Here is a 23,996-nt window from a genome sequence, read left to right as displayed (position 1 = left end):
AGCCCACCATGCGCCGCCGCACCGTCCTCACCGGCCTGGCCGCCGCCTCGAGCGTCCCCCTCGTCGCCGCCTGCTCCGGCGGCGGTGAGTCCGTGGACACCGGGGACGGGCAGGGCGGCGGCACCGGCGGGGGCGCCGGCGCGCTCGTCGTCGCCATCAGCGCCCAGCCCGACCAGCTGGACCCGCACCGCACGACGGCCTACGCCAGCTTCCAGGTGCTGGAGAACGTCTACGACACCCTGGTGGTGCCGGCCGCCGACGACCTGACGATGGAGCCGTCGCTGGCGGAGAGCTGGGAGACCAGCGAGGACCAGCTGACGTGGACGTTCACGCTGCGCGAGGGCGTGACGTTCCACAGCGGCAAGGAGCTGACCGCCGAGGACGTCGTCTTCTCCTACCGCCGGATCATCGACCAGGAGCTGGCGAACTCCTACCGCTTCGCCACCGTCGCCGACGTGGCCGCGCCCGACCCGCGCACCGTCGTCGTCACCCTGTCCAGCCCCACCCCGAACCTGCTCAGCCAGGTCGGCGGGTTCAAGGGCATGGCGGTCCTGCCCTCCGGCGTGGACGAGTCGACCCTGACGACGCAGGCCGACGGCACCGGCCCGTTCCGCCTCGACGCCTTCTCCGCCAGCGAGGTGACGCTGAGCGCCTTCGACGGCTACTGGGGCGAGGCGCCGACCGTCACCGGGGTGACGTACCAGTTCATCACCGAGCCGGCCGCGGCCCTCACCGCGCTGCAGAGCGACCAGGTGCAGTGGACGGACAACGTGCCGCCGCAGCAGGTGGCGAGCCTGGCCGACGACGACACCGTCGAGCTGGGCAACGTGCCCAGCGTCGACTACTGGTACCTGGCGATGAACTGCCGCACCGCGCCGTTCGACGACCCGGCCGTGCGCCGCGCGGTGGCCACCGCGATCGACCGGGCCGCCATCACGCAGGCGGCGAAGTTCGACGCGGCCGCGCCCAACCAGACGGCCATCCCCGAGGACAGCTTCTGGTACCTGGACTACGCCCCCTACGAGGCGGACGTCGACGCCGCCCGCGCCCTGCTGGAGGGCGCCGGGGTGAGCGGGCCGGTGACGATGGGCCTCATGGTGACCTCGGAGTACCCCGAGACGGTCACGGCGGCGCAGGTCATCGCCGACCAGCTGGAGCCGCTGGGCATCACCGTGGAGATCCAGACGGAGGACTTCGCGACCTGGCTGGACCGGCAGAGCCAGGGCGACTTCGACGCGTTCATGCTCGGCTGGCTCGGCAACATCGACCCGTTCGACTTCTACGACTCCCAGCACCGCACCGGCGCCTCGAACAACTACCACGGCTACTCCAACCCGGTCACCGACGACCTGCTGGAGCGCGCCGCCACCGAGAGCGACCAGGACGCCCGCAAGGACCTGTACGACCAGGCCGCGCGGCAGATCGTCGACGACGCCTCCTACGTCTACCTGTACAACCCGAACACGGTGCAGGCGTGGAAGCCCGGCATCACCGGGTACGAGGCGCGCGCCGACAAGGCGGTGAACTTCGAGACCGTCCAGCTGCCCTCGTGACCGGCATCGCGCTGCGGCGCGTGCTGCAGGCCGTGGTCGTCCTGCTCGGGGTGAGCGTGGTGGTGTTCGCCCTCGTGCACCTCGTGCCGGGCGACCCGGTCCGGCTGGCGCTGGGCACGCGCTTCGACCAGGCGACCTACGAGGCGCTGCGCGAGCGCGCGGGCCTGGACCAGCCGCTGCTCGTGCAGTACGCGCAGTGGATCTCCTCGGCGGTGACGGGTGACCTGGGGGTCAGCTTCCGCTCGGGGGAGCCGGTGACGCTGCTCATCCTGGAGCGGCTGCCGGCGACGCTGTCGCTGGCGTTCGCCTCGATCCTCGTGGCGCTGCTCATCGCGGTGCCGCTGGGCACGGCCTCGGCGCTGCGGCCGCGCTCGCTGGTGGACGGGGTGTCCACGGTGTTCAGCCAGATCGGCATCTCGGTGCCGGAGTTCTGGATGGGCATCATGCTGATCCTCGTCTTCGCCGGTGCGCTGGGCTGGTTCCCGCCCGCCGGGTACGTGCCGTTCTCCGACGACCCGCTGGGCTGGGCGCGCTCGCTGGTGCTGCCGGCGGTCACCACGGGGCTGGTCTCGGGCAGCGTGCTGACGCGGTTCACGCGCTCGTCGGTGCTGGAGGCGCTGGGCGCCGAGCACGTGCGCACCGCGCGTGCCAAGGGCCTGCCGGCGCGGGCGGTGTTCCGCTGGCACGTGCTGCGCAACGCGCTGCTGCCGCTGGTCACCGTCACGGGCGTGCAGATGGCCTACCTGCTGTCGGGGGTGGTCGTCGTGGAGATCGTCTTCGCCTGGCCGGGGCTGGGGCAGCTGGCGCTGCAGTCGGTCCAGGCGCGCGACTACCCGGTGCTGCAGGGCGCCGTGCTGCTGTTCGCCCTCGTCTTCCTCGTCGTGAACCTGGTGGTCGACCTGCTGTACACGAAGCTCGACCCGAGGATCTCCGCGTGAGCGCCCCGACGGGTCCCGCGGCGGACCGCGCGACGGGTGCGGCGGCGCCGGTGGCGGTGCGCCCGGCGCGCAGCGGCGCGCTGGTGGCGCTCAAGCTGCTGCTGACCTCGCCGCAGTCGCTGTTCGCGCTCGTGGTGCTGGTCGGTGTCGTCGTCGTGGCGGTCTTCGACGAGCAGATCGCGCCCACCGGGTTCAACGAGGTGGACGTGGAGCAGCGGCTGCAGCCGCCCGGGCCGGGGCACTGGTTCGGCACCGACGACCTGGGTCGCGACGTGCTCTCGCGGGTCGTGCTGGGCGCGAAGGTGTCCCTGCAGGTGGGCGCCGTGGCCGTCGGGTTCTCGCTGGTGTGCGGGACGGTGGTGGGCCTGCTGGCCGGGTTCTACGGCCGCTGGGTCGACACGGTGCTCATGCGCTGCATGGACGTGCTGTTCGCCTTCCCGGCGTTCCTGCTGGCCATCGCCGTCATCGCCGTGCTGGGACCGGGCATCACCAACGCGATGATCGCCATCGGCGTCACGTACACGCCGGTGTTCGCGCGGGTGACGCGCTCGGCGGTGCTGGGGGTGCGCGAGCAGGTGTACGTGCGCGCCTCGCGCTCGGTGGGGGTGAGCGACCTGCGGCTGCTGGCCCGGCACGTGCTGCCCAACGCCGCCCCGCCGATCATCGTGCAGACCACCGTGAGCCTGGCGTTCGCGGTGCTGGCCGAGGCCGCCCTGTCGTTCGTGGGGCTGGGCACCCAGCCGCCGGACCCGTCGTGGGGCCGGATGCTCGCCGAGGGCCGCGGCTACATCGAGCTGGCGTGGTGGATCGCGGTGTTCCCGGGCCTGGCGATCGTGCTGCTGGTGCTGGCGTTCAACCTCGTCGGTGACGGCCTGCGCGACGTGCTGGACCCGCAGCAGCGCAGCGCCCTGGAGGCCGCGCGGGCCCGGCCGGGCCGCCGGCGGCGGGAGGCCGGCTCGTGAGCGGGGACGCGCTGGCGGACGTCGTGCTGGACGTGCGGGACCTGCGGGTGCGCATCGACACCCCGCGCGGCACCGCGCACGTCGTCAACGGCCTGGACTACGCGGTCCGCGCGGGCGAGACCGTCGCGGTCGTGGGCGAGTCCGGCAGCGGCAAGAGCGTGTCCGTCATGGCGCTGCTGGGGCTGCTGCCGCGGACCGCGACCGTCACCGGGACGGCCGCGTTCGAGGGCCGCGACCTGCTGGCGATGAGCGAGGCGCAGCTGCGCGGGGTGCGCGGGAACGGCGTCGGGATGGTCTTCCAGGACCCGATGACGTCGCTGAACCCCGTCCTGACCGTCGGGCGACAGCTCACCGAGGGGCTGCTCGCCCACCGGAAGGCGGGCTCGAAGAGGGCGGCGCGCGAGCGGGCCGCGGAGCTGCTGGCCGACGTCGGCCTGCCCGACCCGCGCGGCGCGCTGGACCGCTACCCGCACGAGCTGTCCGGCGGGATGCGCCAGCGCGTCGTCATCGCCATCGCGCTGTCCGGCGACCCGCGGCTGCTCATCGCGGACGAGGCCACCACCGCGCTCGACGTCACCGTGCAGGCGCAGATCCTCGACCTGGTGCGGCGGCTGCAGGACGAGCACGGCACCGGTGTCGTGTGGATCACCCACGACCTCGGGGTGGTGGCCGGCACCGCCGACCGCGTGCTCGTCATGTACGGCGGGCGGTGCGTGGAGGACGGCGGCGTCGACGACGTGTTCGCCCGGCCCGCCCACCCGTACACGCAGGGTCTGCTGGGGGCCCTGCCCGCGCTGGACGGCAGCACGCCCGGGGAGGACCTCGTCGCGATCCCCGGCACGCCACCGCCGCCGACCGACCTGCCGCCCGGGTGCGTGTTCCACCCGCGCTGCCCCGTGCGCGGCGACGAGCGCTGCGCCACCGAGCAGCCGCCGCTGCTGCAGGTGGCCTCCGGTCCGCCGGGCGCGGTGCCGCACCGGGCGGCGACGTTCTGCCGCGCCGACGTCCGCGACGCGTTCGCGGGCGGCGGCGCCGAGGACCCCGCGGGGCGACCCGCGGCAGGGGAGGGGGCTGCGTGACCGGGACGAGCGAGACGCTGCGAGGGGACGTCCTGGTCCGCGCCCGCGACCTGCAGGTGCACTTCCCCGTCCGGGCGGGGGGCCTGCGCCGGAAGCGGGTCGGCGCCGTGCGCGCCGTCGACGGCGTCGACCTGGAGGTCCGGCGCGGGGAGACCCTCGGCCTGGTCGGGGAGTCCGGGTGCGGCAAGTCCACGCTCGGCAACGCGCTGCTGCGGCTGGTCGAGCCGACCGGGGGGACCGTCGAGTTCGACGGCACCGACGTGACGGCGCTGGGGAAGCGGGACCTGCGGGCGCTGCGGCGCCGGGCGGTCATGGTGTTCCAGGACCCGTACGCCTCCCTGGACCCGCGCACCACCGTCGGGCAGACCGTCGCCGAGCCCCTGGAGGTCCACGGCCTGCACCCCGGCCGCCAGGCGCGCGCCGCGCGCGTGGCCGAGCTGCTGGAACTGGTGGGGATGGACCCGTCGGTGGCCTCGCGCTACCCGCACGAGTTCTCCGGCGGGCAGCGCCAGCGCGTCGGCATCGCCCGCGCGCTGGCCGGTGAACCGGACTTCGTCGTGTGCGACGAGGCCATCGCCAGCCTCGACGTCAGCGTGCAGGCGCAGGTCCTCAACCTGCTGCGCCGGCTGCAGCGCCAGCTCGGCCTGACGTACCTGTTCGTCTCGCACGACCTGTCCGCCGTGCGGCACGTCAGCGACCGCATCGCCGTCATGTACCTGGGGCGCGTCGTGGAGGTCGGCACGGCCGAGCAGGTCTCCGGCGACCCGCAGCACCCGTACACGCGGGCGCTGCTGTCGGCCGTGCCGGTCCCCGACCCGGTGCGCGAGCGCCGCCGCGAGCGGATCGTCCTGGCCGGGGACGTCCCCTCGGCCTCGAAGGTGCCGTCCGGCTGCCGGTTCCGCACCCGCTGCCCGCACGCGTTCGAGCCGTGCCCGGACGTCGACCCGGCCCTGCAGGAGGTCCGCGGCGGGCAGGCCGCGGCCTGCCACCTGCACGGCGTGGTGGGGGTCGGGGACCGCGCCGACGCCGTGCGCTGACCGGCCGCGGCCGCACCGCGGGGGAGGACCCCCGCGGTGCGGCCGGACGTCGGCCGGTGGGATCAGTGCGCCTGGTGCTGCTCGGGGTAGACGGCGTCGACCTCGATCTCCACGAGCCAGCCGGGCACGGGCAGGGTCGCGACCTCCAGCGCGGAGCGGGAGGGCACGGCCGCGTTCTCGCGCAGCGGCGGGGCGGGCTCGCCGGTGCCGAGGACGACGTCGACGGCCTCGCGGGTCTCCAGGTCCACGTTGGCGAACCACTGCCGGTACGCGCGGTTCCAGCCGGCGAAGTCCGCGACCTCCGCGCCGGGCTCGTTGTCGAGGAAGACGCGCATGGTGATGACGTCGTCGACGTCCAGGCCCACCGACTCCAGGTTCTGCTGGATGGCGGCCAGGGCGTTCAGGCCCTGCGCCTCGGTGAGCGTGACGCCCTCGGGCAGTTCGCCGCCGAAGGCGTCCAGGTCGACGTACGCCTCGGGGGTGCCGGGCTCGGCGTCGGGGTTCGCCGCCGACGGCCCGGTGCCGGAGGACTTGTAGAGCGCCACGTCGGCGCCGATCCCGACACCGCGGGCGATGTTCGGGTTCGTCGCGCCGACGGGCAGGTTCACCGCGACGGTGCCGGGGGCGGGGGTGCTCCAGCGCTCGGCGGCGACGCCGGCGCCGGCGCCCGCGCCGAGCAGCAGGGCGGTGCCGGCGGCGACGGCCAGGGGACGGGAGGGCTTCTTCACGGGGGCGGTCCTCTCGGGGTTCTCGGGGTCCTGGGTCAGCTGCTCATGACGCGCTGGTGCAGCGCGGTGACGGTGGCGCGGGCGGACGTCATCGCCCCGTGCATCCAGGCGATGGCGTGCGAGAGGTGGTCGCCGGCGAAGTAGACGTTGCCCTGCGGGGCCAGCAGCGTGCGGTACGCCTGGCCCTCCTGGTCGGCCCAGCCGACCCAGCCGGCCTCGGAGAACCTCGTGGCGCCCCAGGAGACGGAGAACGAGGACGCGATGTCCTTCCCGTACACGTCGCCGTGGATCTTCGCGCCGTTCACGACGGCCCGCTGGCGGCGCTGCGCGTGCGGCAGCGCGGCGTACGAGCGGGCCGCGTCGCCGTAGTTGTAGTAGCCGACGACGACGCCGCGCTCGCCGTGGTAGCCGGAGGACGGGTACCAGATGCCGGCCAGGTCCAGGTCGGTGTTCGTGATGCCGCCGTAGATGCGGGCGTCCTCCTCCCACCAGCGGCGCGAGTACTCCAGGCCGATCTTGCCGGTGGCCGCGGGCACGGGGGTCTCCAGCGCCGCCTGCACGCCGGGGCCCAGGTTGTGCGGGACGCGCGCGGCGAGGTGCGGGGGCAGGGTGTTGACGACGAAGTCGGCGGTGGCGGTGCGCGGGATCCCGGCGGCGTCGGTGTAGTCGACCTCGCCACCGGTGGGGGTGGTGCGCACGCCGGTGACCTCGCAGCCGTAGCGGACCTTCGAGGGCCCGACGGCCTTCTCCAGCGCGTAGGGGATGCGGTCCATGCCGCCGACCGGCTGGAACATCATCATCGCCTGCGACCAGCCGAGCTCGAAGGAGAAGTTCCGGCCGATGCCGCTGCGCACCACGTCCTCGATGCCCGGGGCGGGGGAGACGGTGCCGGACTGCAGGCCCGCGCCGGGGGCGACGTCGTAGCCGCGCCGGCCCGTGCCGCCGGTGTAGCGGTCGCCCTCGGACAGGTCGCCGAAGTTCCGCAGGAACACCAGGAGCGCCTCCTGGTCCTCCGCGGTCAGCTCCGCGTCCAGCGCGCCGGCGTTCGTGGCCTTGGCCAGCAGTTCGGACACGTACCCGAAGGTGTCGGCCTTGGCGGCGCGGTGGGTGATCGAGCGGTTCGACAGGGCGGTGTCGCCGGTGTAGTGGACCAGGGCGTTGGCGTTCTGGTTGACGAAGGGTTCCAGCGGGACGCCGAGCTCGCGGCAGTAGTCCATCGTCACGTGGTGCTGGGGGATCCGCGCGGGACCGGCGTTCATGTACTGGCCCTCGGCGAACCGCACGCGCTGCGTCTCGCCGTTCAGGTCGGTCTCGGTGTCGCCCCCGCGCACCGTCCAGTTGCGCCCGCCGGGGCGGCGGCGCCCCTCCAGCAGCGTGACGCGGTACCCGGCCTTGCCGAGCTCGTAGGCCGTCGTCAGGCCGGCGATGCCGGCGCCGAGGACGAGGACGGTGCGGGTCGAGCGGCCGGTGAGGGTGAAGTCGGACGGCTTGGGCGGGGTGAACGCGGCGGTGGGGGCGGCCACGGCGGCGGGGGCCAGGCCCAGCGCGCCCATCGCGCCGAACATGGCCCCGGCGCCACCGGTGGCGCCGACACCGCGGAGGAACGACCTGCGGGAAACGGACACGGATCTCCTCGTCGTCGCGCGCGGCAGCGCGCGGTCGTGGGGGGTGGGGCACCGTGGGTGACGGTGCGTGCCTGACCCTGTCGTCCGTGTGTTTCCTGAAGATCAACCGGGTGTCACGTCTGCGTGACGTGTGGGGCCGCTGTGCCGCGTGCGACGCGCGGCACAGCGGTCAGCGCCGCGGCGGTGCGGTCGAGTGACGGACCACCAGCGACGTCGCCAGTTCCACGCGGGTGCCGCTGACCTCCTGCCCGTCGGCCAGCGACAGGACCGTGCGGGCGGCCGCCGCGCCCATCTCCGCGAGCGGCTGGCGCACCGTCGTCAGCGGCGGGGAGGCCCACTCGGCCAGCTGCAGGTCGTCGAACCCGACGACCGAGACGTCCTCCGGCACGCGCAACCCGCGCCGGCGCACCGCCTCGTACACGCCCAGCGCCATCTGGTCGCTGGCCGCAAAGATGGCGGTCGGCGGGTCGTCCAGCTCCAGCAGCGCCCGGGCCTCCCGGTAGCCGGACTCCTGGTGGAAGTCGCCCTGGCGCACCAGCGCCGGGTCCATCGCCAGGCCCGCGGACTCCAGCGCCGCCCGGTGCCCGTCCAGGCGCGCCCTGCTGCACAGCAGGTCCGGCGGGCCGCCGACCAGCGCGGTCCGGCGGTGCCCGAGCCCCACCAGGTGGGTGGTCGCGGCCAGGCCGCCGGCCCAGTTCGTGGCCCCCACCGACGGCACGCCGGCCGGGGGCACGCCCGCCGGGTCCACGACGACCAGCGGCACGGAGCGCTCCTGCAGCCACGGCTCGAGGTCGCGCTGCACGTGCGAGGTGACGAGCAGCACGCCGTCGCTGCCGCGAGAGCCCAGGTCGTGCAGCCACTGGCGCGCGGCGGTGGCGCTGCCGTGGACGGCGGAGACGACGACCCCGGCGCCCGCGGCCCGCGCGACCTCCTCGACCCCGCGCAGGATCTCGACCGCCCAGGGGGAGTCGAGGTCGTCGAAGACGAGGTCGAGGAGGCCGGTGCGGGCGCGCGCGGCCGCGGCGCGCTGCGGCCGGTAGCCGCGCGCCCGCAGCAGGGCCTCCACGCGCTCCCGCGTCGCCGCGGCGACGTCACCGCGGCCGTTGACGACGCGGGAGACGGTGGGGACGGACACGCCGGCCTCGCGCGCGATCTCGGTGATCGTCACGGGTCGGCCGGGTGTGCTCACGGCGCCCACGCTAGCCGGGTGCCGGGCCGTGCGGGACGGACCCGCGCGGGGAGGGGCTCAGCGGCCCCAGCCGGCGCGGGTGGCCGCGCGCAGGGTGTCCTGCAGCGCGTTGTACGCCGGCTTGCGCTCGTAGGTCTCCGTCATGACGGTCGCCGAGCCCTCGGAGGGGAAGAACACCGGCACCCACGAGTACTTGTCGGTGAAGCCCCAGATGGTGAAGGACTTGCACTCGCGCACGTCCAGGCAGGCCTGCAGGGCCCGCTGGTAGTAGTCGGCCTGCTGGGCCAGCTGCGCGGCCGTGGGGCCGTCCTCGCCGACCTCCATGCGCACGTCGATCTCGGTGATGGCGGTCTCCAGGCCGAGGTCGACGAAGCGCTGCAGGTTCGCGCGCAGGTCGTTCGGGAAGCCGTACTGCGTGCTGAGGTGGCTCTGCGGGGCGAAGCCGTGGACGGGCACGCCGTCGGCCAGCAGCTCCTGGATGAGCTCGTAGTAGGCGTCGCTCTTGGCGTTGAACGACTCCACGCCGTAGTCGTTGAAGTACAGCTTCGCCTTCGGGTCGGCCTCGTGCGCCCAGCGGAACGCGTCCGCGACGATCTCCGGCCCGAGGCGGTCGATCCAGATGTTCTCCTCGCGGTACTCGCCGGCCTCGGTGAAGATCTCGTTGGCGACGTCCCACTGCTGGATGCGCCCGGCGTAGCGGCTGACGACCGTCGAGATGTGGTCGCGCAGGATCTCGCGCAGCTCCTCGTCGGTGAAGTCGCCCTCCTCCAGCCACTCCGGGTTCTGGCTGTGCCACAGCAGGGTGTGCCCGCGCACGACCTGGCCGTGCTCCTGGGCGAAGCGCACGATGGCGTCGGCCGGGTAGAAGTTGTAGAAGCCCTGCTGCGGGTGGATGTACTCCCACTTCATCTGGTTCTCCGCCGACAGCGAGGAGAACTCGCGCGCCAGGCGGTCGCGGTACTCCACGTCGTAGGCGAACGGGTCGGCGTACGGCTGCTCCTCGTGGTGGCCGCCGCCGGCCACCGCCGAGCCGAGGTAGAACCCCTTCGGGGCCGCCGCGCGCAGCGTGTCCTGCGGGTTCTGGTGGTCCTTCAGCTTCGCCACGCGCTCGTGGGCGCGGTCGGCCGCGCGGTCGGCCACGGCCGTGGACGGCGCGGCGGTCGCGACGAGCACCGCGGGCGCCGCGACGGCCGCGGCGGCCAGCGCGAGCAGCCGGCGGCTGCGGGGGCGGGCGGGGGTGGGGTGGGTCGTGCGGGGACTGCGGGAGGGGCGCATGTCTCTCCTCGGCTCCATCGCCTGGTTCGCTTCCGGAACTGTTCCGGAAGGTGGTCCGGACCCTAGGCAGGCTCACAGGCGGCGTCAAGGGTTCACCAGCGCGTGAGGAGGGTGCGCCGTCCGGGTGCCGATCGTGTCCGCGGGCTCGTGCTCCCGCGCTCGGGCGGCTCGTACGCTGTGCCGCGTGCTCCCGCCCCGGACGTCGGCGTGGCGGCCTGGCCGGCCGGTGCCGCTGCAGGTGCAGCTCGCGACGCTGCGCCGCGGCGCCGGCGACCCCACGTACCGCCGCGACGTCGACGGCGCCGTGTGGCGGGCCACCCGCACCCCGCTCGGGCCGGTGACGCTGCGGCTGGCGCTCGTGCCCGCCGAGGCGCTCGTGGAGGCCACCGCCTGGGGGCCCGGCGCCGAGTGGGCGCTGGCCGGGGTGCCCGACCTGCTGGGCGCCGCCGACACCACCGCGGACGACTTCCGCCCCCTCCCGGAGCACCCCGCCCTCGTCGAGGCCCACCGCGTCCACGGCGGCTGGCGCGTGCCGCGCACCCGCTCGGTCTTCGAGGCCCTCAGCGCCTCCGCGCTGGAGCAGGTCGTCACCTGCGTGGAGGCCTTCGCCGCCTGGCGCCGCCTCGTGCAGCGCTTCGGCGAGCCCGCCCCCGGGCCCGCCGGCGCCGCCGGGCTGCTGCTGCCGCCCGCGCCGCGCGACTGGCTGCGCGTGCCGTCCTGGGAGTGGCTGCAGGCCGGCGTCGAGCTGCGCCGGCGGCGCGTCACCCTGCTCGCCGCGCCGCGCGCCGCCGCCCTCGAGCGCACCGTCGACCTCGCCCCGGAGGACGCCGACCGGGCGCTGCGCTCCCTGCCCGGCGTGGGCGTGTGGACGTCCGCCGAGGTGCGCCAGCGCGCCCACGGGCACGCCGACGCGTTCTCCTTCGGCGACCTGCACGTCGCGAAGGACGTCTCGCACGCCCTCGTCGGGGAGGTCCTCGACGACGCCGGGTGCGCGGAGGTCATCGAGCGCTACCGCGGGCACCGCTTCCGCGTGCAGCGCCTGCTCGCCCTTGCCGGGCACCGCCGCCCCCGCCACGGGCACCGCGCCGCGCTGCCCACCCACACCCCCAACCGCGCCGTGCGCGCCCACCGCGGGGTGCGCGGGTGAGGGTCCTCGTGCTCGGCTGGTCCAGCGTCCTGCACGGGGAGGCCACCGCCGGCGACGTGCTGGCCACCGAGGCCGTCGCCGCGCGGCTGCGCGCCGACGGCGTCGCCCACGACGTGGCGTGGAGCCCGGCCATGCACCTGGCGTACGGCCCGCGCGGCGGGGTCCTGCTCGACGAGGCGGACCCGGGCGCCTACACGCACGTGGTGTGGGTGTGCGGGCCGCTGGCGGGCGAGCCCGTGCGCGAGGTCCACGAGCGCTTCGCCGCCGCCCGGCGCGTCGCCGTCGGCGTCTCCGTCCTCGACCCCGCCGACCCCGCGGTCACCGGCTTCCACGCCGTCGTGCCCCGTGACGCCCCCGGGGGCCCGGCCGAGCGCGACCTGGCCGCCCGGCCGGTGCCGGCGGCGGTCCCCGTCGTCGGGGTGTTCCTCACCCACGGGCAGGGCGAGTACGGCGCGCGCCGCCGCCACGACGAGGTCTCGCGGGTCCTGGGCGACTGGCTCGGCGGGCTGGACGTGGCCGCGCTGGAGCTGGACACCCGCCTGGACCCGCGCGACTGGCGCCACCCCTCCACCGCCGAGCAGGTCGCCTCCGTCATCGGGCGGCTGGACGTGGTCGTCACCACCCGCCTGCACGGCCTCGTCCTGGCCCTGGCGGCCGGGGTGCCCGCGCTGGCCGTCGACCCCGTCGCCGGCGGCGGCAAGGTCAGCGCCCAGGCCGGCGCGTGGGCGTGGCCGGGGCTGCTGGGCTGCGAGGAGGTGCTGGCCGCCGACGGCGCGCTGGCGCTGGACGAGCAGTTCGCGTGGTGCCGCTCGGGCGACGGCCGCGCCGCCGCCCTGGCCGCGCGCGACGCCCGCGCCGCCACGGGCACCGGTCAGCTCGACGCCCTGGCCGCCGCGCTGCGCACCCCCTGACCCCACCCCCTCTCCTCACCCCCGTTCCACCCCCTCCGTGATCTTGCAGGGTTTCCCAGCAAGATCACGGAAGGGTGGAGCGGGGCGGGCCGGAGGTGCGGGAGGTCAGGCGGGGTCGGGGACGCGCACGACGACCTCGTCGGCCGCGACGCGCTCGACGCTGCCGGTCAGGCCCTCCGCCCACAGCGCCGCCAGGACGCGCTGGGTCAGCGCCCCCAGTGCGAAGGGGTCCGCCGAGCGCAGCCGCAGCCCCGGCGACATCCCGAACCTCGCTCCGAGCACGTCGGCCGCGACGGCCTCCGCCCCGCCGGCGCTGCCGGGCCCGCCCGCCGTCGCGACCTGCGCGCACCGCGCCAGCCGCTCGGGCAGCGGGCCGGGCACCACGGGCGCCGGCTCCACGTCCGCCGCGCCGATCGCCGCGCGCACGGCCTCCACGTGCCCCAGCCGGAACCAGTCGCCCGCCGCGCCGCGCACCAGCTCGCGCGCGCCCGCGCCGTCGCCCGCGGTGACCAGGTGCGACAGCCCGCGCAGCAGGGCCGCCGGCACCCCGTCGGTCTTGCCCTTGACCAGGTCGGCGGCCGCGGCCACCTCGTCCGCGAGGGCGCGCGCGGTGACCGTCAGCGTGCGCCCGGCGCTGTCCGGCGCGCCGCGCAGGTCGTCCAGGACCACCAGGCCCGCCGCGCCGAGCGCGAAGTCGGTCTGCCCCTCGCGCCAGGGCCGGCCCGCGGTGTCGGTGACGACGACGCCCACGACGGCGCCGGTCAGCTCGTGCAGGTCCGCGCGCAGGCGCGCGGCCACCGCGTCGCAGTCGTCGGGCAGCAGCAGCACCGTGCCGTCGGCGACGTTCGAGGCGTCCACCCCGGCCGCCGCCATCACCGGCCCCGCGGCGGCCTCCACGACGCGGGCCACCCCGGCCGGGGTGCGCCGCTCGGCGACGACCCGGCGCGTCTGGGCGGCCACGACCCGCTCGCGGTCCTCCGCGGGGGCGCTGAGCCCGGCCGCCTTGGAGACGACCTTGCTGGAGACGGCGATGACGTCGCCGTCGGCCAGCGAGGCGCGCTGGGCGTGCAGGGCGTCGACGACCAGGCGCGCCAGGTCCTGCCCCTGCGTCACCTCGCCCAGCCCCGTCAGGCCCACGACCTGCACGGACGCGGTCCGCCGCACGGCCGGCGCGCTCACGCGGCGCGCTCCCGCCCGGCCAGCTCGGCGGCCAGGTCGAGGGCGGCGCCGGCCAGCTCGGCGGTCGCCCGCGGGCCGCTCATCAACAGCGGGCGCCCGCGGACGACGAGGCCGGGGGCGCTCGCGGCGGTGGTGGCGCGCGCCTGCTCGGCGTCGTCCTCGGCGACCAGCCAGCCGTCGAGGAAGTCCGCGTACAGGCCGGCGACGGCGCCGGCGGTGGTGGGCACGCCGATCGCGGCCAGGCACGCGTCGGCCATGCCGCGCACGGGGGCGCCGCCGATGACGGGGGAGACCCCGACGACCGGGGCGGCGCTCGTGCGCAGGGCCTCGCGCACGCCCGGCACCGCCAGGACCGTCCCGATGGACACGACGGGGTTGCTGGGCGGCAGGACGACGACGTCGGCGCCGGCGACGGCCTCCAGCACGCCGGGCGCGGGCCGCGCGTCCGCCGCGCCGACCGGCTCCAGCGCGAGCGCCGGGACGGCGGCGTGCAGGCGCACCCACCACTCCTGGAAGTGCACGCGCCGGCCGCCCGCCTCCCCGTCGTGCGCGGCGCGCTCGGCCTCCGGGACGGGGGCCAGGTCGACGTGGGTCTCCACGACGTCGTCGGTCATCGGCAGCAGCCGCACCCCGGGCCGCCAGCGCCGGCACAGCTCGGCCGTCGCCTCGGACAGCGTGCGCCCCTGCGCGAGCATCCGCGTGCGCACGAGGTGGGTGGCGATGTCCTTGTCGCCCAGCGTGAACCAGGTGGGCTCCTGCCCGTAGGCGGCCAGCTCGTCCGCGACGCCGGAGGTCTCCTCCGAGCGCCCCCAGCCGCGCTGCTCGTCGATGCCGCCGCCGAGGGTGTACATGACCGAGTCCAGGTCCGGGCACACGCGCAGACCGTGCAGGGTGACGTCGTCGGCGGTGTTGCTGACGACGGTGACGACGGCGTCGCGGCGGGCGGGGTCGGGCGAGGCGCGCAGGGCGGCCAGCAGGCCGCGCAGGAAGCGGGCACCGCCCACGCCGCCGGCCAGCGCGGTCACGCGCAGCCCACCGGCGGGATCGGTCGGGGGATCGGTCGGGGCGTCGTGCCGGGGTGCTGACGTCACCGCGCCATCCTCCCCGACGGCCGCCGCGCGGGGTGCCGGGGGAGGTCGGGGGCAGGCCCGGAGCAGGGGGCCGCGGCGGATACCACGCCGGGCTTGACTCCTGCGGACGACACGCGTGTAATTCCACCAGTGGGGTCGCTTCGTGACCGCCACGTCACCAGGAGTGATCAAACAGGCCCGGAGGGACACCGTGGAGACCAGGACCGACCTGAACCCGCCCGCCGTGGACCGTGGACGCCCCGAGCTGACCCTCGTCGCCGTCGACGGCCGACCCGTGGCCGACCCCCTCGCCGGCGACCTGTCCGGCGGGTACGCGGGCGGCCTGGGCCGGCCGCTGACCCCGGAGGACCCGGGCTGGCAGGAGCTGGCCCTGTGCGCGCAGACCGACCCCGAGGCGTTCTTCCCCGAGAAGGGCGGCTCCACCCGCGAGGCCAAGCGCGTCTGCTCCGGCTGCGAGGTCCGCCAGGAGTGCCTGGAGTACGCGCTGTCCAACGACGAGCGCTTCGGGATCTGGGGCGGGCTGTCCGAGCGCGAGCGCCGCCGCCTCAAGCGCGCCACCGGCTGACGCGCCGGCCCGCGCCGCCCGCGGCGGCCGGTCAGCCCCCCTCGTAGCGGGGGTCGACGTCCTCCGGCGCCATGTCCAGCAGGTGCGCCACCTGCTCCACGACCACGTCGGTGACGAGGTCGTCCAGCTCGTCCTCCTCCGCGCGCGTCTCCACCGGCCGCCGGTAGACCACCACCCGCGCCGGGGAGCGCCCGTCCGCCGGGAACAGCCGCCCGAGCGGGACGACGTCGTCCTCCCACGGCGCCGGGTCGGAGGGCGGCACGTCCTCCACGGCGAACTCGACGCCCGACAGCTCGTCGGCCCAGCGCCGCTCCAGCAGCTCCACCGCGTCCAGCACCAGGTCGTCGAAGCGCTCCGCGCGGCTGCGCGCGGCCGGCAGCGCCGCCGGGATCAGCGGCCCGCGCAGGCCCCGGCCGTGGCGGTCGCGGCGGCGGGGCCGGCGCACGCGCGCGCGGCCGTCGCCGTCCCGGGGGGCCCCGGGGCGGGGGACGGGTCGGGGGGCGGGCACCGGGGAACGGTAGCGCCCGGTCCCCGCGGCGGTCGCCGCCCCGCCCGGCGCCCGCCCGTGCCGGCCCGGGGCCCCGACCCGCCGGGCGCGCCGCCCCGCACCGCCCGCGCCGGGCGGGTACCGTGCGCCGGGTGAGCACCTCGCGACCGAGCACCCGCCCCGGGCGGCAGGCTCCCGAGCGGAGGTGCTCGCGCACGGCGTGCGGGCGTCCCGCCGTGGCGACCCTCACCTACGTGTACTCCGACTCCACCGCCGTGCTCGGGCCGCTGGCCACCTACGCCGAGCCGCACTGCTACGACCTGTGCGGCGAGCACGCCGAGCGGCTGACCGCCCCCCGCGGGTGGGAGGTCGTGCGCCTGGCCCCCGACGTCGTCGAGGCCGCCCGCGGTCACGACGACCTGCTCGCGGTCGCCGACGCCGTGCGCGACCGCCCGGCCCTGCCGCGCGAGGCGCCGCCCGAGCGCGGACCGGCGGGGCGCGCCCACCTGCGCGTGCTGCGCGAGGGCCCCCGCAGCTCCTGAGGGCGTCCGGGACCGTCCGCGCCGTTCGCCCGGCCGGGCGCTCAAGGCGCGACGGCGGCGTGCCGATGCAGGGGCGTCGCCCCGCGTCCCGACCGCCCGGAGGTCAGCCCGTGCCCGTCGTCAGCTCCAGCCCCGCCCGCAAGCCGCGCCGCGCCCGCGCCGCCCAGCCCGCCCCGCCGCTGGGGTCGCTGACCCAGGTCCAGCACCGCGAGAGCGCCGCGTGCGGCGCCTGCGGCAGCGAGCGCGTCACCCAGGTCGCCATGTCGCTGACCGACGGCACCCCCGTGCAGTTCGTCTCCTGCCACGTGTGCGAGGAGCGCAGCTGGCGCTCGGCCGCCGGGCCGCTGACCGTCGACGCCGTCCTGGACCGCACCCGCAAGAGGTGACGCCCCGGGCGGTGACGTACCGCCCGGACGGGTGGACCCGCGCCCGCGCCCCGCGCGAGCCCGCCCCGGGCGGACCCGGCGCTTGTAGGGTCGCGGCGTGACCGACCCCGCCGCGGCCCCCGCCGCGACCACCGAGTCCTCGCAGCCCCCGCAGCCCCCGCAGCCCCGCTCGCCGCTGGACCTGGCGTCCGTCGTCAAGGCCTACGACGTGCGCGGGCTCGTGCCCGACCAGCTGGACGCCGGGGTCGTGCGCGCCCTCGGCGCCGCGTTCGCCGAGGTCGTCGTGCTGCCCGAGGCGGCGGCCGGCGCGCGCCCCAGCGCCGTCGTCGGCCACGACATGCGCCCCTCCTCCCCGGAGCTGTCGCGGGCCTTCGCGGACGGCCTGGCCTCGCGCGGCGTGGACGTCGTGCTCATCGGGCTGTGCTCCACCGACGGCCTCTACTACGCCAGCGGCGCCCTGGGCGTGCCCGGCGCCATGTTCACCGCCTCGCACAACCCCGCCCAGTACAACGGGATCAAGCTGTGCCGGGCGGGCGCGCGCCCCGTCGGGCAGGACACCGGCCTGGCCGCCGTGCGCGAGCTCGCGCAGCGCTGGCTGGACGCCGGCGAGGTCCCCGGCACCGGCGCCGAGCCCGGCGCGGTGAGCACCCGCGACGTCCTGGCCGACTACGCCGCCCACCTGCGCTCGCTGGTCGACCTGTCCGGCGCGCGGCCGCTGCGCGTGGTCGTCGACGCCGGCAACGGCATGGCCGGTCACACCGTGCCCGCCGTCCTGGGCGACGCCGCCGGGCTGCCCGCCCTGCCGCTGGCGGTGGAGGAGCTGTACTTCGAGCTCGACGGCACCTTCCCCAACCACGAGGCCAACCCGCTGGACCCGGAGAACCTGCGCGACCTGCAGGCCGCCGTCCCGCGCGCGGGCGCCGACCTCGGGCTGGCCTTCGACGGCGACGCCGACCGCTGCTTCGTCGTCGACGAGAACGGCGACCCCGTCTCCCCGAGCGCGGTGACCGCGATGGTGGCCCGCCGCGAGATCGCCAAGGAGCGCGCCGCGGGCCGCGGCGCCGTCGTGATCCACAACCTCATCACCTCCCGCGCCGTGCCGGAGATCGTCGCCGAGGACGGCGGGACGCCCGTGCGCACCCGCGTCGGGCACTCCTTCATCAAGCAGCGCATGGCCGAGGAGGACGCCGTCTTCGGCGGCGAGCACTCCGCGCACTACTACTTCCGCGACTTCTGGTCCGCCGACACCGGGATGCTGGCCGCGATGCACGTGCTGGCCGCGCTCGCCGAGAGCGACCGGCCGCTGTCGGAGCTGGCCCGCGAGTACGAGCGCTACGTCTCCAGCGGCGAGGTGAACTCCACCGTGGAGGACGCCGCGGCCGTCACCGACCTCGTCGAGCAGCGCTTCACCGCCACCGGCGACGTGGACGTGGACCGCCTCGACGGGCTGACGATCACCTCGCGCAGCGAGCCGATGTGGTGGTTCAACCTGCGCGCCAGCAACACCGAGCCGCTGCTGCGGCTGAACGCCGAGGGCGCCGACGAGGCGACCATGGTGCGGGTGCGCGACGAGGTCCTGGCGATCGTGCGCGGGCAGGAGGCGTGAGCGCGTCCCAGCCCGGCGCGGCGTCGTCCGGCGCGCCGCTGCGCGTCGACGAGCGCACCCTGGCGCTGCTGCGCTGCCCCGTCACCGGCGAGCCGCTGAGCGGACCCGTCGAGGTGGACGGCGAGAGCGTCCTCGTGACGCCGTCCGGGGTGCGCTACCCCGTCGTGGACGGCATCCCGGTGCTGCTGGCCGACGAGGCCCGCGGCCTGCCCGCGCACCTCGCGGGCGGGGGGGAGGACGCGTGACCGGGATCGACGAGACGCTGCTGGCCGACGGCGACGCCCTGACCGCCGCCGACCCGTCCGGGGTGCTGCGCGCCCTGGCCGGCGCCGGCGCGCAGGTGCGCGAGGCCGTGGACCTGACCACCGCCGCCGGCGTGGACCGGCTCGCCGAGGAGGGCCGGCCCCGCTCGGTCGTCGTCGCCGCCCTCGGCGGGGCCTCCTCGGTCGCCGACGTGCTGCTGTCGCTGGCCGGGCGCGGCTGCCCCGTGCCCGTCGTGGTGCGCCGCGGCGGCCCGCTGCCCAGCTGGGTCGGCCCCCTGGACCTCGTGGTGGCCGTGTCGGTGTCCGGGCGCGCGCCCGGGCCGGTGGGCCTGGCCGTGGAGGCCGCCCGCCGCGGCGCGCGCGTGGTGACCGTCGGCGCCGAGGGCTCCCCGCTGGCCGAGGTCGGCGCCCGCGGCGGCAACCTGCACGTCCCGCCCGCGCGCGGGGTGCGCGCCGACGGCTCCGCCGTGCGCTCCTCCCGCTTCGCGCTGTGGTCGCTGCTGACGCCCGTCCTGCTGGCCGCCGACGCCCTGGACCTCGTGCAGGCCCCCGCCGGGCTGCTCGGGCAGGTCGCCGACCGCCTGGACACCGAGGCCGAGACCTGCCGGCCGTGGTCGGAGCCGTTCGTCAACCCCGCCAAGGCCCTGGCCCTGGAGCTGGCCGGGACGGTGCCCGTCGTCCTGGCCGACGGCGACCTCATGGCCGCCGCGGCCCGCCGCAGCGCCTCCGTGCTGGCCCGCACCGCCCGCGTGCCCGCGGTCAGCGGCGCCCTGCCCGACGACGCCGGCGACGTCGTGTCCACCTTCGGCGGGCCGTTCTCCGCCGGGCCCGACGACGTGTTCGCCGACCCGTTCCTCGACGGGCCCGCCGGCCCGCGCGAGCAGCTGCTCCTGCTGCGCGACGCACCCGCCGTCGTGCCCGACGCCGACCTCGCCCTCGTGGAGGCCGTCGCCACCACCGCCGGCGAGGCGGGGGTGCGGGTCAGCGAGGTCGTCGCCGAGCCCGGCCCGGACCTGGCGCGCCTGGCGCAGGTCGTCGCCCGCACCGACTACGCCGCCACCTACCTGGCGCTGGCCTCCGGCACCGACCCCGGCCAGTCCCCGCACCTGGCGGAGCTGCGCGACCGCACGGGCTGAGGGGACTCCCGCGCGGGGGTGCCGCGCAGCGGCCCCGCGTACCCTGGGAGGGCTCCGGCGTCCGGTGATGCCGCGAGGCCCAGAGGGGCCGCGCCGGGAGACCCCAGACCGCGAGAGAGGACACCCGTGTCGCACGAGCCGTTCGAGTTCCAGGTCCGCGACCTGTCGCTGGCCGCCGCCGGCCGCCACGAGCTGCGCCTGGCCGAGCACGAGATGCCGGGGCTGATGGCCCTGCGCGCCGAGTTCGGCGAGAGCAAGCCGCTGTCCGGCGCCCGCATCGCCGGGTCCCTGCACATGACCGTGCAGACCGCCGTGCTCATCGAGACCCTGGTCGCGCTGGGCGCGCAGGTCCGCTGGGCCAGCTGCAACATCTTCTCCACCCAGGACCAGGCCGCCGCCGCGGTCGTCGTCGGCGACGGCACCCCCGAGGCGCCCGCCGGCGTGCCCGTCTTCGCCTGGAAGGGCGAGACGCTGCAGGAGTACTGGGCGCTGGCCGACCGCATCTTCGACTGGGGCACCGACGCCGAGGGGCACCGCGTCGGCCCCAACATGATCCTCGACGACGGCGGCGACGCCACGATGCTCGTCCTGGAGGGCAAGCGCTTCGAGGCCGCCGGCGCCGTGCCCGAGCCCACCGAGGAGGACTCCGAGGAGTACCGGGTCGTCCTGGGCCTGCTGCGCCGCAGCCTCGCGGAGGACCCGCAGCGCTGGACGCGCGTCGCCGAGGGCATCGGCGGCGTCACCGAGGAGACCACCACGGGCGTGCTGCGCCTGGCCGAGTACCACCGCAACGGCGTGCTGCCCTTCCCGGCGATCAACGTCAACGACTCGGTGACCAAGTCGAAGTTCGACAACAAGTACGGCACCCGCCACTCGCTGATCGACGGCATCAACCGCGCCACCGACACCCTCATCGGCGGCAAGGTCGCGGTCGTGTGCGGCTACGGCGACGTCGGCAAGGGCAGCGCGGAGTCGCTGCGCGGGCAGGGCGCCCGCGTCGTCGTCACCGAGGTCGACCCCATCAACGCCCTGCAGGCGGCGATGGACGGCTACCAGGTCGTGCGCCTGGACGACGTGGTCGAGACGGCGGACATCTTCATCACCGCCACCGGCAACCGCGACGTGGTCATGGCCTCGGACATCGTCCGCATGAAGCACCAGGCGATCGTCGGCAACATCGGCCACTTCGACAACGAGATCGACATGGCCGGCCTGGGCCGCGTGCCCGGCGTGGAGAAGGTCGAGATCAAGCCGCAGGTGCACGAGTGGCGGATCCCCGCCGACGGCGACCGCCCCGCGCACAGCGTCATCGTCCTGTCCGAGGGCCGGCTGCTGAACCTGGGCAACGCCACCGGGCACCCCAGCTTCGTCATGTCGAACTCCTTCACCAACCAGGTCCTCGCGCAGATCGAGCTGTTCACCAAGCGCGAGTCCTACCCGGTGGGCGTGCACGTGCTGCCGAAGCTGCTGGACGAGAAGGTCGCCCGCCTGCACCTGGACGCCCTCGGGGTGCGCCTGACCGAGCTGACCAAGACGCAGGCCGCCTACCTGGGCGTCGACGTCGCCGGCCCGTTCAAGACGGACGCCTACCGGTACTGACGCGCGTGCCCGCGCCCGCCCACCGGCGGGCGCGGGACCCGCTCAGCGGGACCTCAGCGGGACAGCGTGCGGGACAGCTCCTCCAGCCGCCCGCGCTGGGCGCGCATCCGCGCCAGCTCGCGGTCCCGCCGCTCCACCAGCACGGCCGTGACGAACGCCTCCGCCGGCGCCCCCGCCGGCGGGGGCGGCGCCACGTGCGCGGCCAGCGCGCCCGCCAGGTCCGCGCCCAGCCGGCGCCGCGAGTCCGGGTGCAGGCGCTCCGCCCGCGCCAGGAACTGGCGCGCCGCCACGGCCGTCGGCGCGGGCAGCCGGCCGATGTCCGCCTGCCTCGCCCACCCCGCCAGCTCCTGCGGCATCGGCGGCAGCGGCACGTGCCGGGCCGCCGTCCGCTCGCGCACCACGAACGTGCCCGCCAGCAGGTCCCCGAAGCGCTTGCCGCGCGCGGTGACCAGCGCGCACAGGATCGCCGGGCTGCCCAGCGTCGCCCACAGCTCGAAGAACCCCAGCAGCGCCCGCGCCAGCGCGTGCCGGAAGCGCACCGGCCCGCCGTCGTCGCGCACCACCCGCAGGCCCGCGACCAGCTTGCCCAGCGAGCGGCCCCGCGTGACGGTCTCCACCAGCACCGGCACGCCCACCAGGCACAGCACGACCTCGCTCAGCACGACCGCCGCCGTCGCCGCCTCGTCGAGGTCGCCGGCCAGCGCCTGCGAGCCGAACAGCACGAGCAGCAGCAGCAGACCCACCGCGACGGCGTCCACCACCGCCCCCAGCATCCGCGAGGCGAACGAGGCCGCCCGCAGGTCCAGGACCACCGCCTCGCCCGTGACCAGGTCGCCCGACCCGCCGGCCAGGTCGCCCAGCCGGCCGCCGGCCGCGGCCGCCGCCGCGCCGGGCAGCAGGGGCGCCGCCCGGTCCCCGGCCGGGCGCGCCGGGGCGCCGCTCTCGTCGCTGTCGGCGCTGCGCCACGGGTCGGCCACCCGGTCACGGTAGCCACCGCGCCCGGTGCCCCCGTCGGAGCGCCTCCGTAGGGTGGCGGCGTGGACGTCGACGCGTACCGGGCGGTGCACGAGGACGAGTGGCAGCGGCTGCGCCGGCTCGTGCGGACCCGGCACCTGACCGGCGCCGAGGTCGACGAGCTCGTCGTCCTCTACCAGCGCACCGCCACCCACCTGTCCTCGCTGCGCTCGGCGCAGTCCGAGCCGGTGCTGCTCGACGAGCTGTCCACGCTGCTGGCCCGGGCGCGCGCCCGCCTCACCGGCGGCCGGCCCTCCACGTGGTCGGCGGTGACCCGCTTCGCGGTGCGCGGGTTCCCCGCCGCCGTCTGGCGCGCCGGCGGCTGGTCCCTGGCCGCGGCCGCCTTCACCCTCGCCCTCGCGACGCTCGCCGGCGTGTGGATCGCCGGGAACCCCGCCGCCCAGGCCAGCGTGTTCGGCTCCGACGCCGACGTGCGCCGCCTCGTCGAGCAGGACTTCGCGAACTACTACACCGAGTACGCCAGCGCCTCGTTCGCCGGGCGGGTCTGGACGAACAACGCCTGGGTCGCGGCGACCTGCGTGGCCCTGGGCATCACCGGGGTCTTCGTCGTCTTCGCCCTCGCCCAGAACGCCCTCAACGTGGGGCTGCAGGCCGGGCTGCTCATCGACAACGGCCGCGGCGAGGTGTTCTTCGGGCTGATCCTGCCGCACGGCCTGCTGGAGCTGACCGCCGTGTTCGTCGCCGCCGGCGCGGGCATGAAGCTGTTCTGGGCGTGGGTCGCGCCCGGGCCGCGCAGCCGCGCGCAGTCCCTGGCCCGCGAGGGGCGGGCGATGGTCGGCACCGCCCTCGGCCTCGTCGTCGTCCTCTTCGTCTCGGGGCTCATCGAGGGGTTCGTGACGCCGTCGTCGCTGCCCACGTGGGCGCGGGTCGGCATCGGCGCGCTCGCCCTGCTCGCCTTCCTCGCCTACGTGGTGCTGCTGGGCCGGCCCGCGGCGCGCGCGGGGGAGACCGGTGACGTCGAGGCCCGCGCGGCCGGGGACGTCGCCCCCGTGCGGGGCTGAGAGCGGGGCCGCCCCGCGTGAGAGCCGTCTCACGATCACCTCACGGAGGCCTCACCCGCCGTCCATAGCGTCGCCGCCACGACGCGGCACCGGGCATGCGGTCCGCACCGAGGAGACACCGGAGGCGACCGTGCACCAGACGGCTCACCAGGGCCCGCGCCCGCTGGAGGACCCGCTGGGACGCCCGCCGGGCCGCCGGCCCCGGGTCGCCCTCTACGGGCACGACACCTGCGGGCTCGGTCACCTGCGCCGCAACCTCGCCCTCGCGGCCGCCGTCCGCTCGGCCCCCGGCCGCCCCGACGTCCTCGTCCTCACCGGCTCCCCGGAGGCGCAGCGCTTCGCGCGCCCCGAGGGCGTCGAGCTGGTCGTGCTGCCGTCCGTGCGCAAGGACGCCGACGGCCGCTACCGCTCCGGCGCCCTCGACGTGCCCCTGGCCGACGTCGTGGGGGGGGGGGGGGGGGGGGGGGGGGGGGGGGGGGGGGGGGGGGGGGGGGGGGGGGGGGGGGGGGGGGGGGGGGGGGGGGGGGGGGGGCCGGGGGGGGGGGGGGGGGGGGGGGGGGGGGGGGGGGGGGGGGGGGGGGGGGGGGGGGGGGGGGGGGGGGGGGGGGGGGGGGGGGGGGGGGGGGGGGGGGGGGGGGGGGGGCGGGGGGGGGGGGGGGTGG

At 76.6% G+C, this 23,996-nt stretch carries 23 protein-coding genes; 15 read left to right on the top strand and 8 right to left on the bottom strand.

Going from position 1 to position 23,996, the window contains the following annotated elements:
- The first annotated feature begins 8 nt into the window (after positions 1–8).
- The 5 genes from ACRYMY_RS06075 (at position 9) to ACRYMY_RS06055 (ending at position 5,569) form a co-directional block, all read left to right on the top strand.
- Positions 9–1,553, top strand: a complete 1,545-nt coding sequence (locus ACRYMY_RS06075; RefSeq protein ID WP_432546367.1) for an ABC transporter substrate-binding protein — start codon at positions 9–11, stop codon at positions 1,551–1,553.
- Positions 1,550–2,491: an ABC transporter permease gene (locus tag ACRYMY_RS06070; RefSeq protein ID WP_432546366.1), complete on the top strand. Its 942-nt coding sequence runs from the start codon at positions 1,550–1,552 to the stop codon at positions 2,489–2,491. Before ACRYMY_RS06075 ends, ACRYMY_RS06070 begins: the two co-directional genes overlap by 4 nt.
- An 80-nt stretch (positions 2,492–2,571) precedes the next feature.
- Positions 2,572–3,453, top strand: a complete 882-nt coding sequence (locus tag ACRYMY_RS06065) for an ABC transporter permease (protein ID WP_432546418.1) — start codon at positions 2,572–2,574, stop codon at positions 3,451–3,453.
- Entirely contained in the window at positions 3,450–4,532 is a 1,083-nt protein-coding gene (locus ACRYMY_RS06060; protein WP_432546365.1) for an ABC transporter ATP-binding protein, read from the top strand. Before ACRYMY_RS06065 ends, ACRYMY_RS06060 begins: the two co-directional genes overlap by 4 nt.
- Positions 4,529–5,569, top strand: a complete 1,041-nt coding sequence (locus tag ACRYMY_RS06055; RefSeq protein WP_432546364.1) for an ABC transporter ATP-binding protein — start codon at positions 4,529–4,531, stop codon at positions 5,567–5,569. The genes ACRYMY_RS06060 and ACRYMY_RS06055 overlap by 4 nt, the downstream gene beginning before the upstream one ends.
- Before the next feature lie 62 nt (positions 5,570–5,631).
- Here ACRYMY_RS06055 and ACRYMY_RS06050 read toward each other — a convergent pair whose 3' ends face one another.
- From ACRYMY_RS06050 to ACRYMY_RS06035, 4 genes are all read right to left on the bottom strand, one after another.
- On the bottom strand, positions 5,632–6,297 hold the full coding sequence (locus tag ACRYMY_RS06050; RefSeq protein ID WP_432546363.1) for a Rid family hydrolase: 666 nt from the start codon (positions 6,295–6,297) through the stop codon (positions 5,632–5,634).
- Between the two features lie 35 nt (positions 6,298–6,332).
- Positions 6,333–7,922: a flavin monoamine oxidase family protein gene (locus ACRYMY_RS06045; protein WP_432546362.1), complete on the bottom strand. Its 1,590-nt coding sequence runs from the start codon at positions 7,920–7,922 to the stop codon at positions 6,333–6,335.
- A gap of 169 nt (positions 7,923–8,091) precedes the next feature.
- Entirely contained in the window at positions 8,092–9,111 is a 1,020-nt protein-coding gene (locus tag ACRYMY_RS06040; RefSeq protein ID WP_432546361.1) for a LacI family DNA-binding transcriptional regulator, read from the bottom strand.
- A gap of 57 nt (positions 9,112–9,168) precedes the next feature.
- The gene (locus ACRYMY_RS06035; protein WP_432546360.1) at positions 9,169–10,386 is read right to left on the bottom strand and encodes an endo-1,4-beta-xylanase; all 1,218 of its coding nucleotides are present in this window, start codon (positions 10,384–10,386) and stop codon (positions 9,169–9,171) included.
- A 184-nt stretch (positions 10,387–10,570) separates the two neighbouring features.
- On the opposite strand from ACRYMY_RS06035, the gene ACRYMY_RS06030 reads away from it, so the two are divergent.
- Positions 10,571–11,533: a DNA-3-methyladenine glycosylase family protein gene (locus ACRYMY_RS06030; RefSeq protein ID WP_432546359.1), complete on the top strand. Its 963-nt coding sequence runs from the start codon at positions 10,571–10,573 to the stop codon at positions 11,531–11,533.
- Positions 11,530–12,444 carry a polysaccharide pyruvyl transferase family protein gene (locus ACRYMY_RS06025; protein WP_432546358.1) on the top strand — a complete coding sequence of 305 codons (915 nt, stop codon included), beginning with the start codon at positions 11,530–11,532 and terminating at the stop codon, positions 12,442–12,444. Before ACRYMY_RS06030 ends, ACRYMY_RS06025 begins: the two co-directional genes overlap by 4 nt.
- 105 nt (positions 12,445–12,549) lie before the next feature.
- On the opposite strand, the gene cofE is transcribed toward ACRYMY_RS06025, so the two are convergent.
- Together cofE and cofD are read right to left on the bottom strand one after the other, a co-directional pair.
- A complete protein-coding gene (gene cofE / locus ACRYMY_RS06020) occupies positions 12,550–13,623 on the bottom strand; it encodes a coenzyme F420-0:L-glutamate ligase (protein WP_432546357.1) in 1,074 nt (357 codons plus the stop codon).
- The gene (gene cofD, locus ACRYMY_RS06015) at positions 13,620–14,654 is read right to left on the bottom strand and encodes a 2-phospho-L-lactate transferase (protein ID WP_432546417.1); all 1,035 of its coding nucleotides are present in this window, start codon (positions 14,652–14,654) and stop codon (positions 13,620–13,622) included. The genes cofE and cofD overlap by 4 nt, the downstream gene beginning before the upstream one ends.
- A gap of 358 nt (positions 14,655–15,012) precedes the next feature.
- Between cofD and ACRYMY_RS06010 the strand changes: the two genes are divergently transcribed.
- Positions 15,013–15,279, top strand: coding sequence for a WhiB family transcriptional regulator (locus ACRYMY_RS06010; RefSeq protein ID WP_432546416.1), 267 nt, complete (start codon positions 15,013–15,015; stop codon positions 15,277–15,279).
- 31 nt (positions 15,280–15,310) lie between these two features.
- Here the strand turns inward: ACRYMY_RS06010 and ACRYMY_RS06005 are convergent, their stop codons facing one another.
- The gene (locus ACRYMY_RS06005) at positions 15,311–15,787 is read right to left on the bottom strand and encodes a metallopeptidase family protein (RefSeq protein WP_432546356.1); all 477 of its coding nucleotides are present in this window, start codon (positions 15,785–15,787) and stop codon (positions 15,311–15,313) included.
- A 131-nt stretch (positions 15,788–15,918) separates the two neighbouring features.
- Here ACRYMY_RS06005 and ACRYMY_RS06000 point away from each other — a divergent pair, with 131 nt between their 5' ends.
- From ACRYMY_RS06000 to ahcY, 6 genes are all read left to right on the top strand, one after another.
- Positions 15,919–16,308, top strand: coding sequence for a DUF3499 domain-containing protein (locus ACRYMY_RS06000; RefSeq protein ID WP_369052037.1), 390 nt, complete (start codon positions 15,919–15,921; stop codon positions 16,306–16,308).
- Between the two features lie 110 nt (positions 16,309–16,418).
- Positions 16,419–16,694, top strand: coding sequence for a hypothetical protein (locus ACRYMY_RS05995; RefSeq protein WP_432546355.1), 276 nt, complete (start codon positions 16,419–16,421; stop codon positions 16,692–16,694).
- 175 nt (positions 16,695–16,869) lie between these two features.
- Positions 16,870–18,300, top strand: a complete 1,431-nt coding sequence (locus ACRYMY_RS05990; RefSeq protein ID WP_432546415.1) for a phosphomannomutase/phosphoglucomutase — start codon at positions 16,870–16,872, stop codon at positions 18,298–18,300.
- Positions 18,297–18,545: a Trm112 family protein gene (locus tag ACRYMY_RS05985; RefSeq protein ID WP_432546354.1), complete on the top strand. Its 249-nt coding sequence runs from the start codon at positions 18,297–18,299 to the stop codon at positions 18,543–18,545. Before ACRYMY_RS05990 ends, ACRYMY_RS05985 begins: the two co-directional genes overlap by 4 nt.
- Positions 18,542–19,699 (top strand): SIS domain-containing protein, encoded by a 1,158-nt coding sequence (locus ACRYMY_RS05980; RefSeq protein WP_432546353.1) that lies wholly within the window; start codon positions 18,542–18,544, stop codon positions 19,697–19,699. Before ACRYMY_RS05985 ends, ACRYMY_RS05980 begins: the two co-directional genes overlap by 4 nt.
- Positions 19,700–19,825: 126 nt before the next feature.
- Positions 19,826–21,298, top strand: coding sequence for an adenosylhomocysteinase (gene ahcY, locus ACRYMY_RS05975; protein ID WP_432546352.1), 1,473 nt, complete (start codon positions 19,826–19,828; stop codon positions 21,296–21,298).
- A 53-nt stretch (positions 21,299–21,351) separates the two neighbouring features.
- Here the strand turns inward: ahcY and ACRYMY_RS05970 are convergent, their stop codons facing one another.
- A complete protein-coding gene (locus ACRYMY_RS05970) occupies positions 21,352–22,275 on the bottom strand; it encodes an RDD family protein (RefSeq protein ID WP_432546351.1) in 924 nt (307 codons plus the stop codon).
- Between the two features lie 60 nt (positions 22,276–22,335).
- On the opposite strand from ACRYMY_RS05970, the gene ACRYMY_RS05965 reads away from it, so the two are divergent.
- Positions 22,336–23,334 (top strand): stage II sporulation protein M, encoded by a 999-nt coding sequence (locus ACRYMY_RS05965; RefSeq protein WP_432546350.1) that lies wholly within the window; start codon positions 22,336–22,338, stop codon positions 23,332–23,334.
- Positions 23,335–23,996 lie beyond the last annotated feature (662 nt).

Source organism: Kineococcus haloalkalitolerans (assembly GCF_050871905.1).
Lineage (GTDB): Bacteria > Actinomycetota > Actinomycetes > Actinomycetales > Kineococcaceae > Kineococcus.
This window is presented reverse-complemented; position numbering and strand designations above follow the sequence as displayed.

Coding starts and splice junctions, on each gene's coding strand:
- ACRYMY_RS06035 (WP_432546360.1), bottom strand. CDS start 10,386: ATGCGCCCCTCCCGCAGTCCCCGCACGACCCACCCCACCCCCGCCCGC.
- ACRYMY_RS06075 (WP_432546367.1), top strand. CDS start 9: ATGCGCCGCCGCACCGTCCTCACCGGCCTGGCCGCCGCCTCGAGCGTC.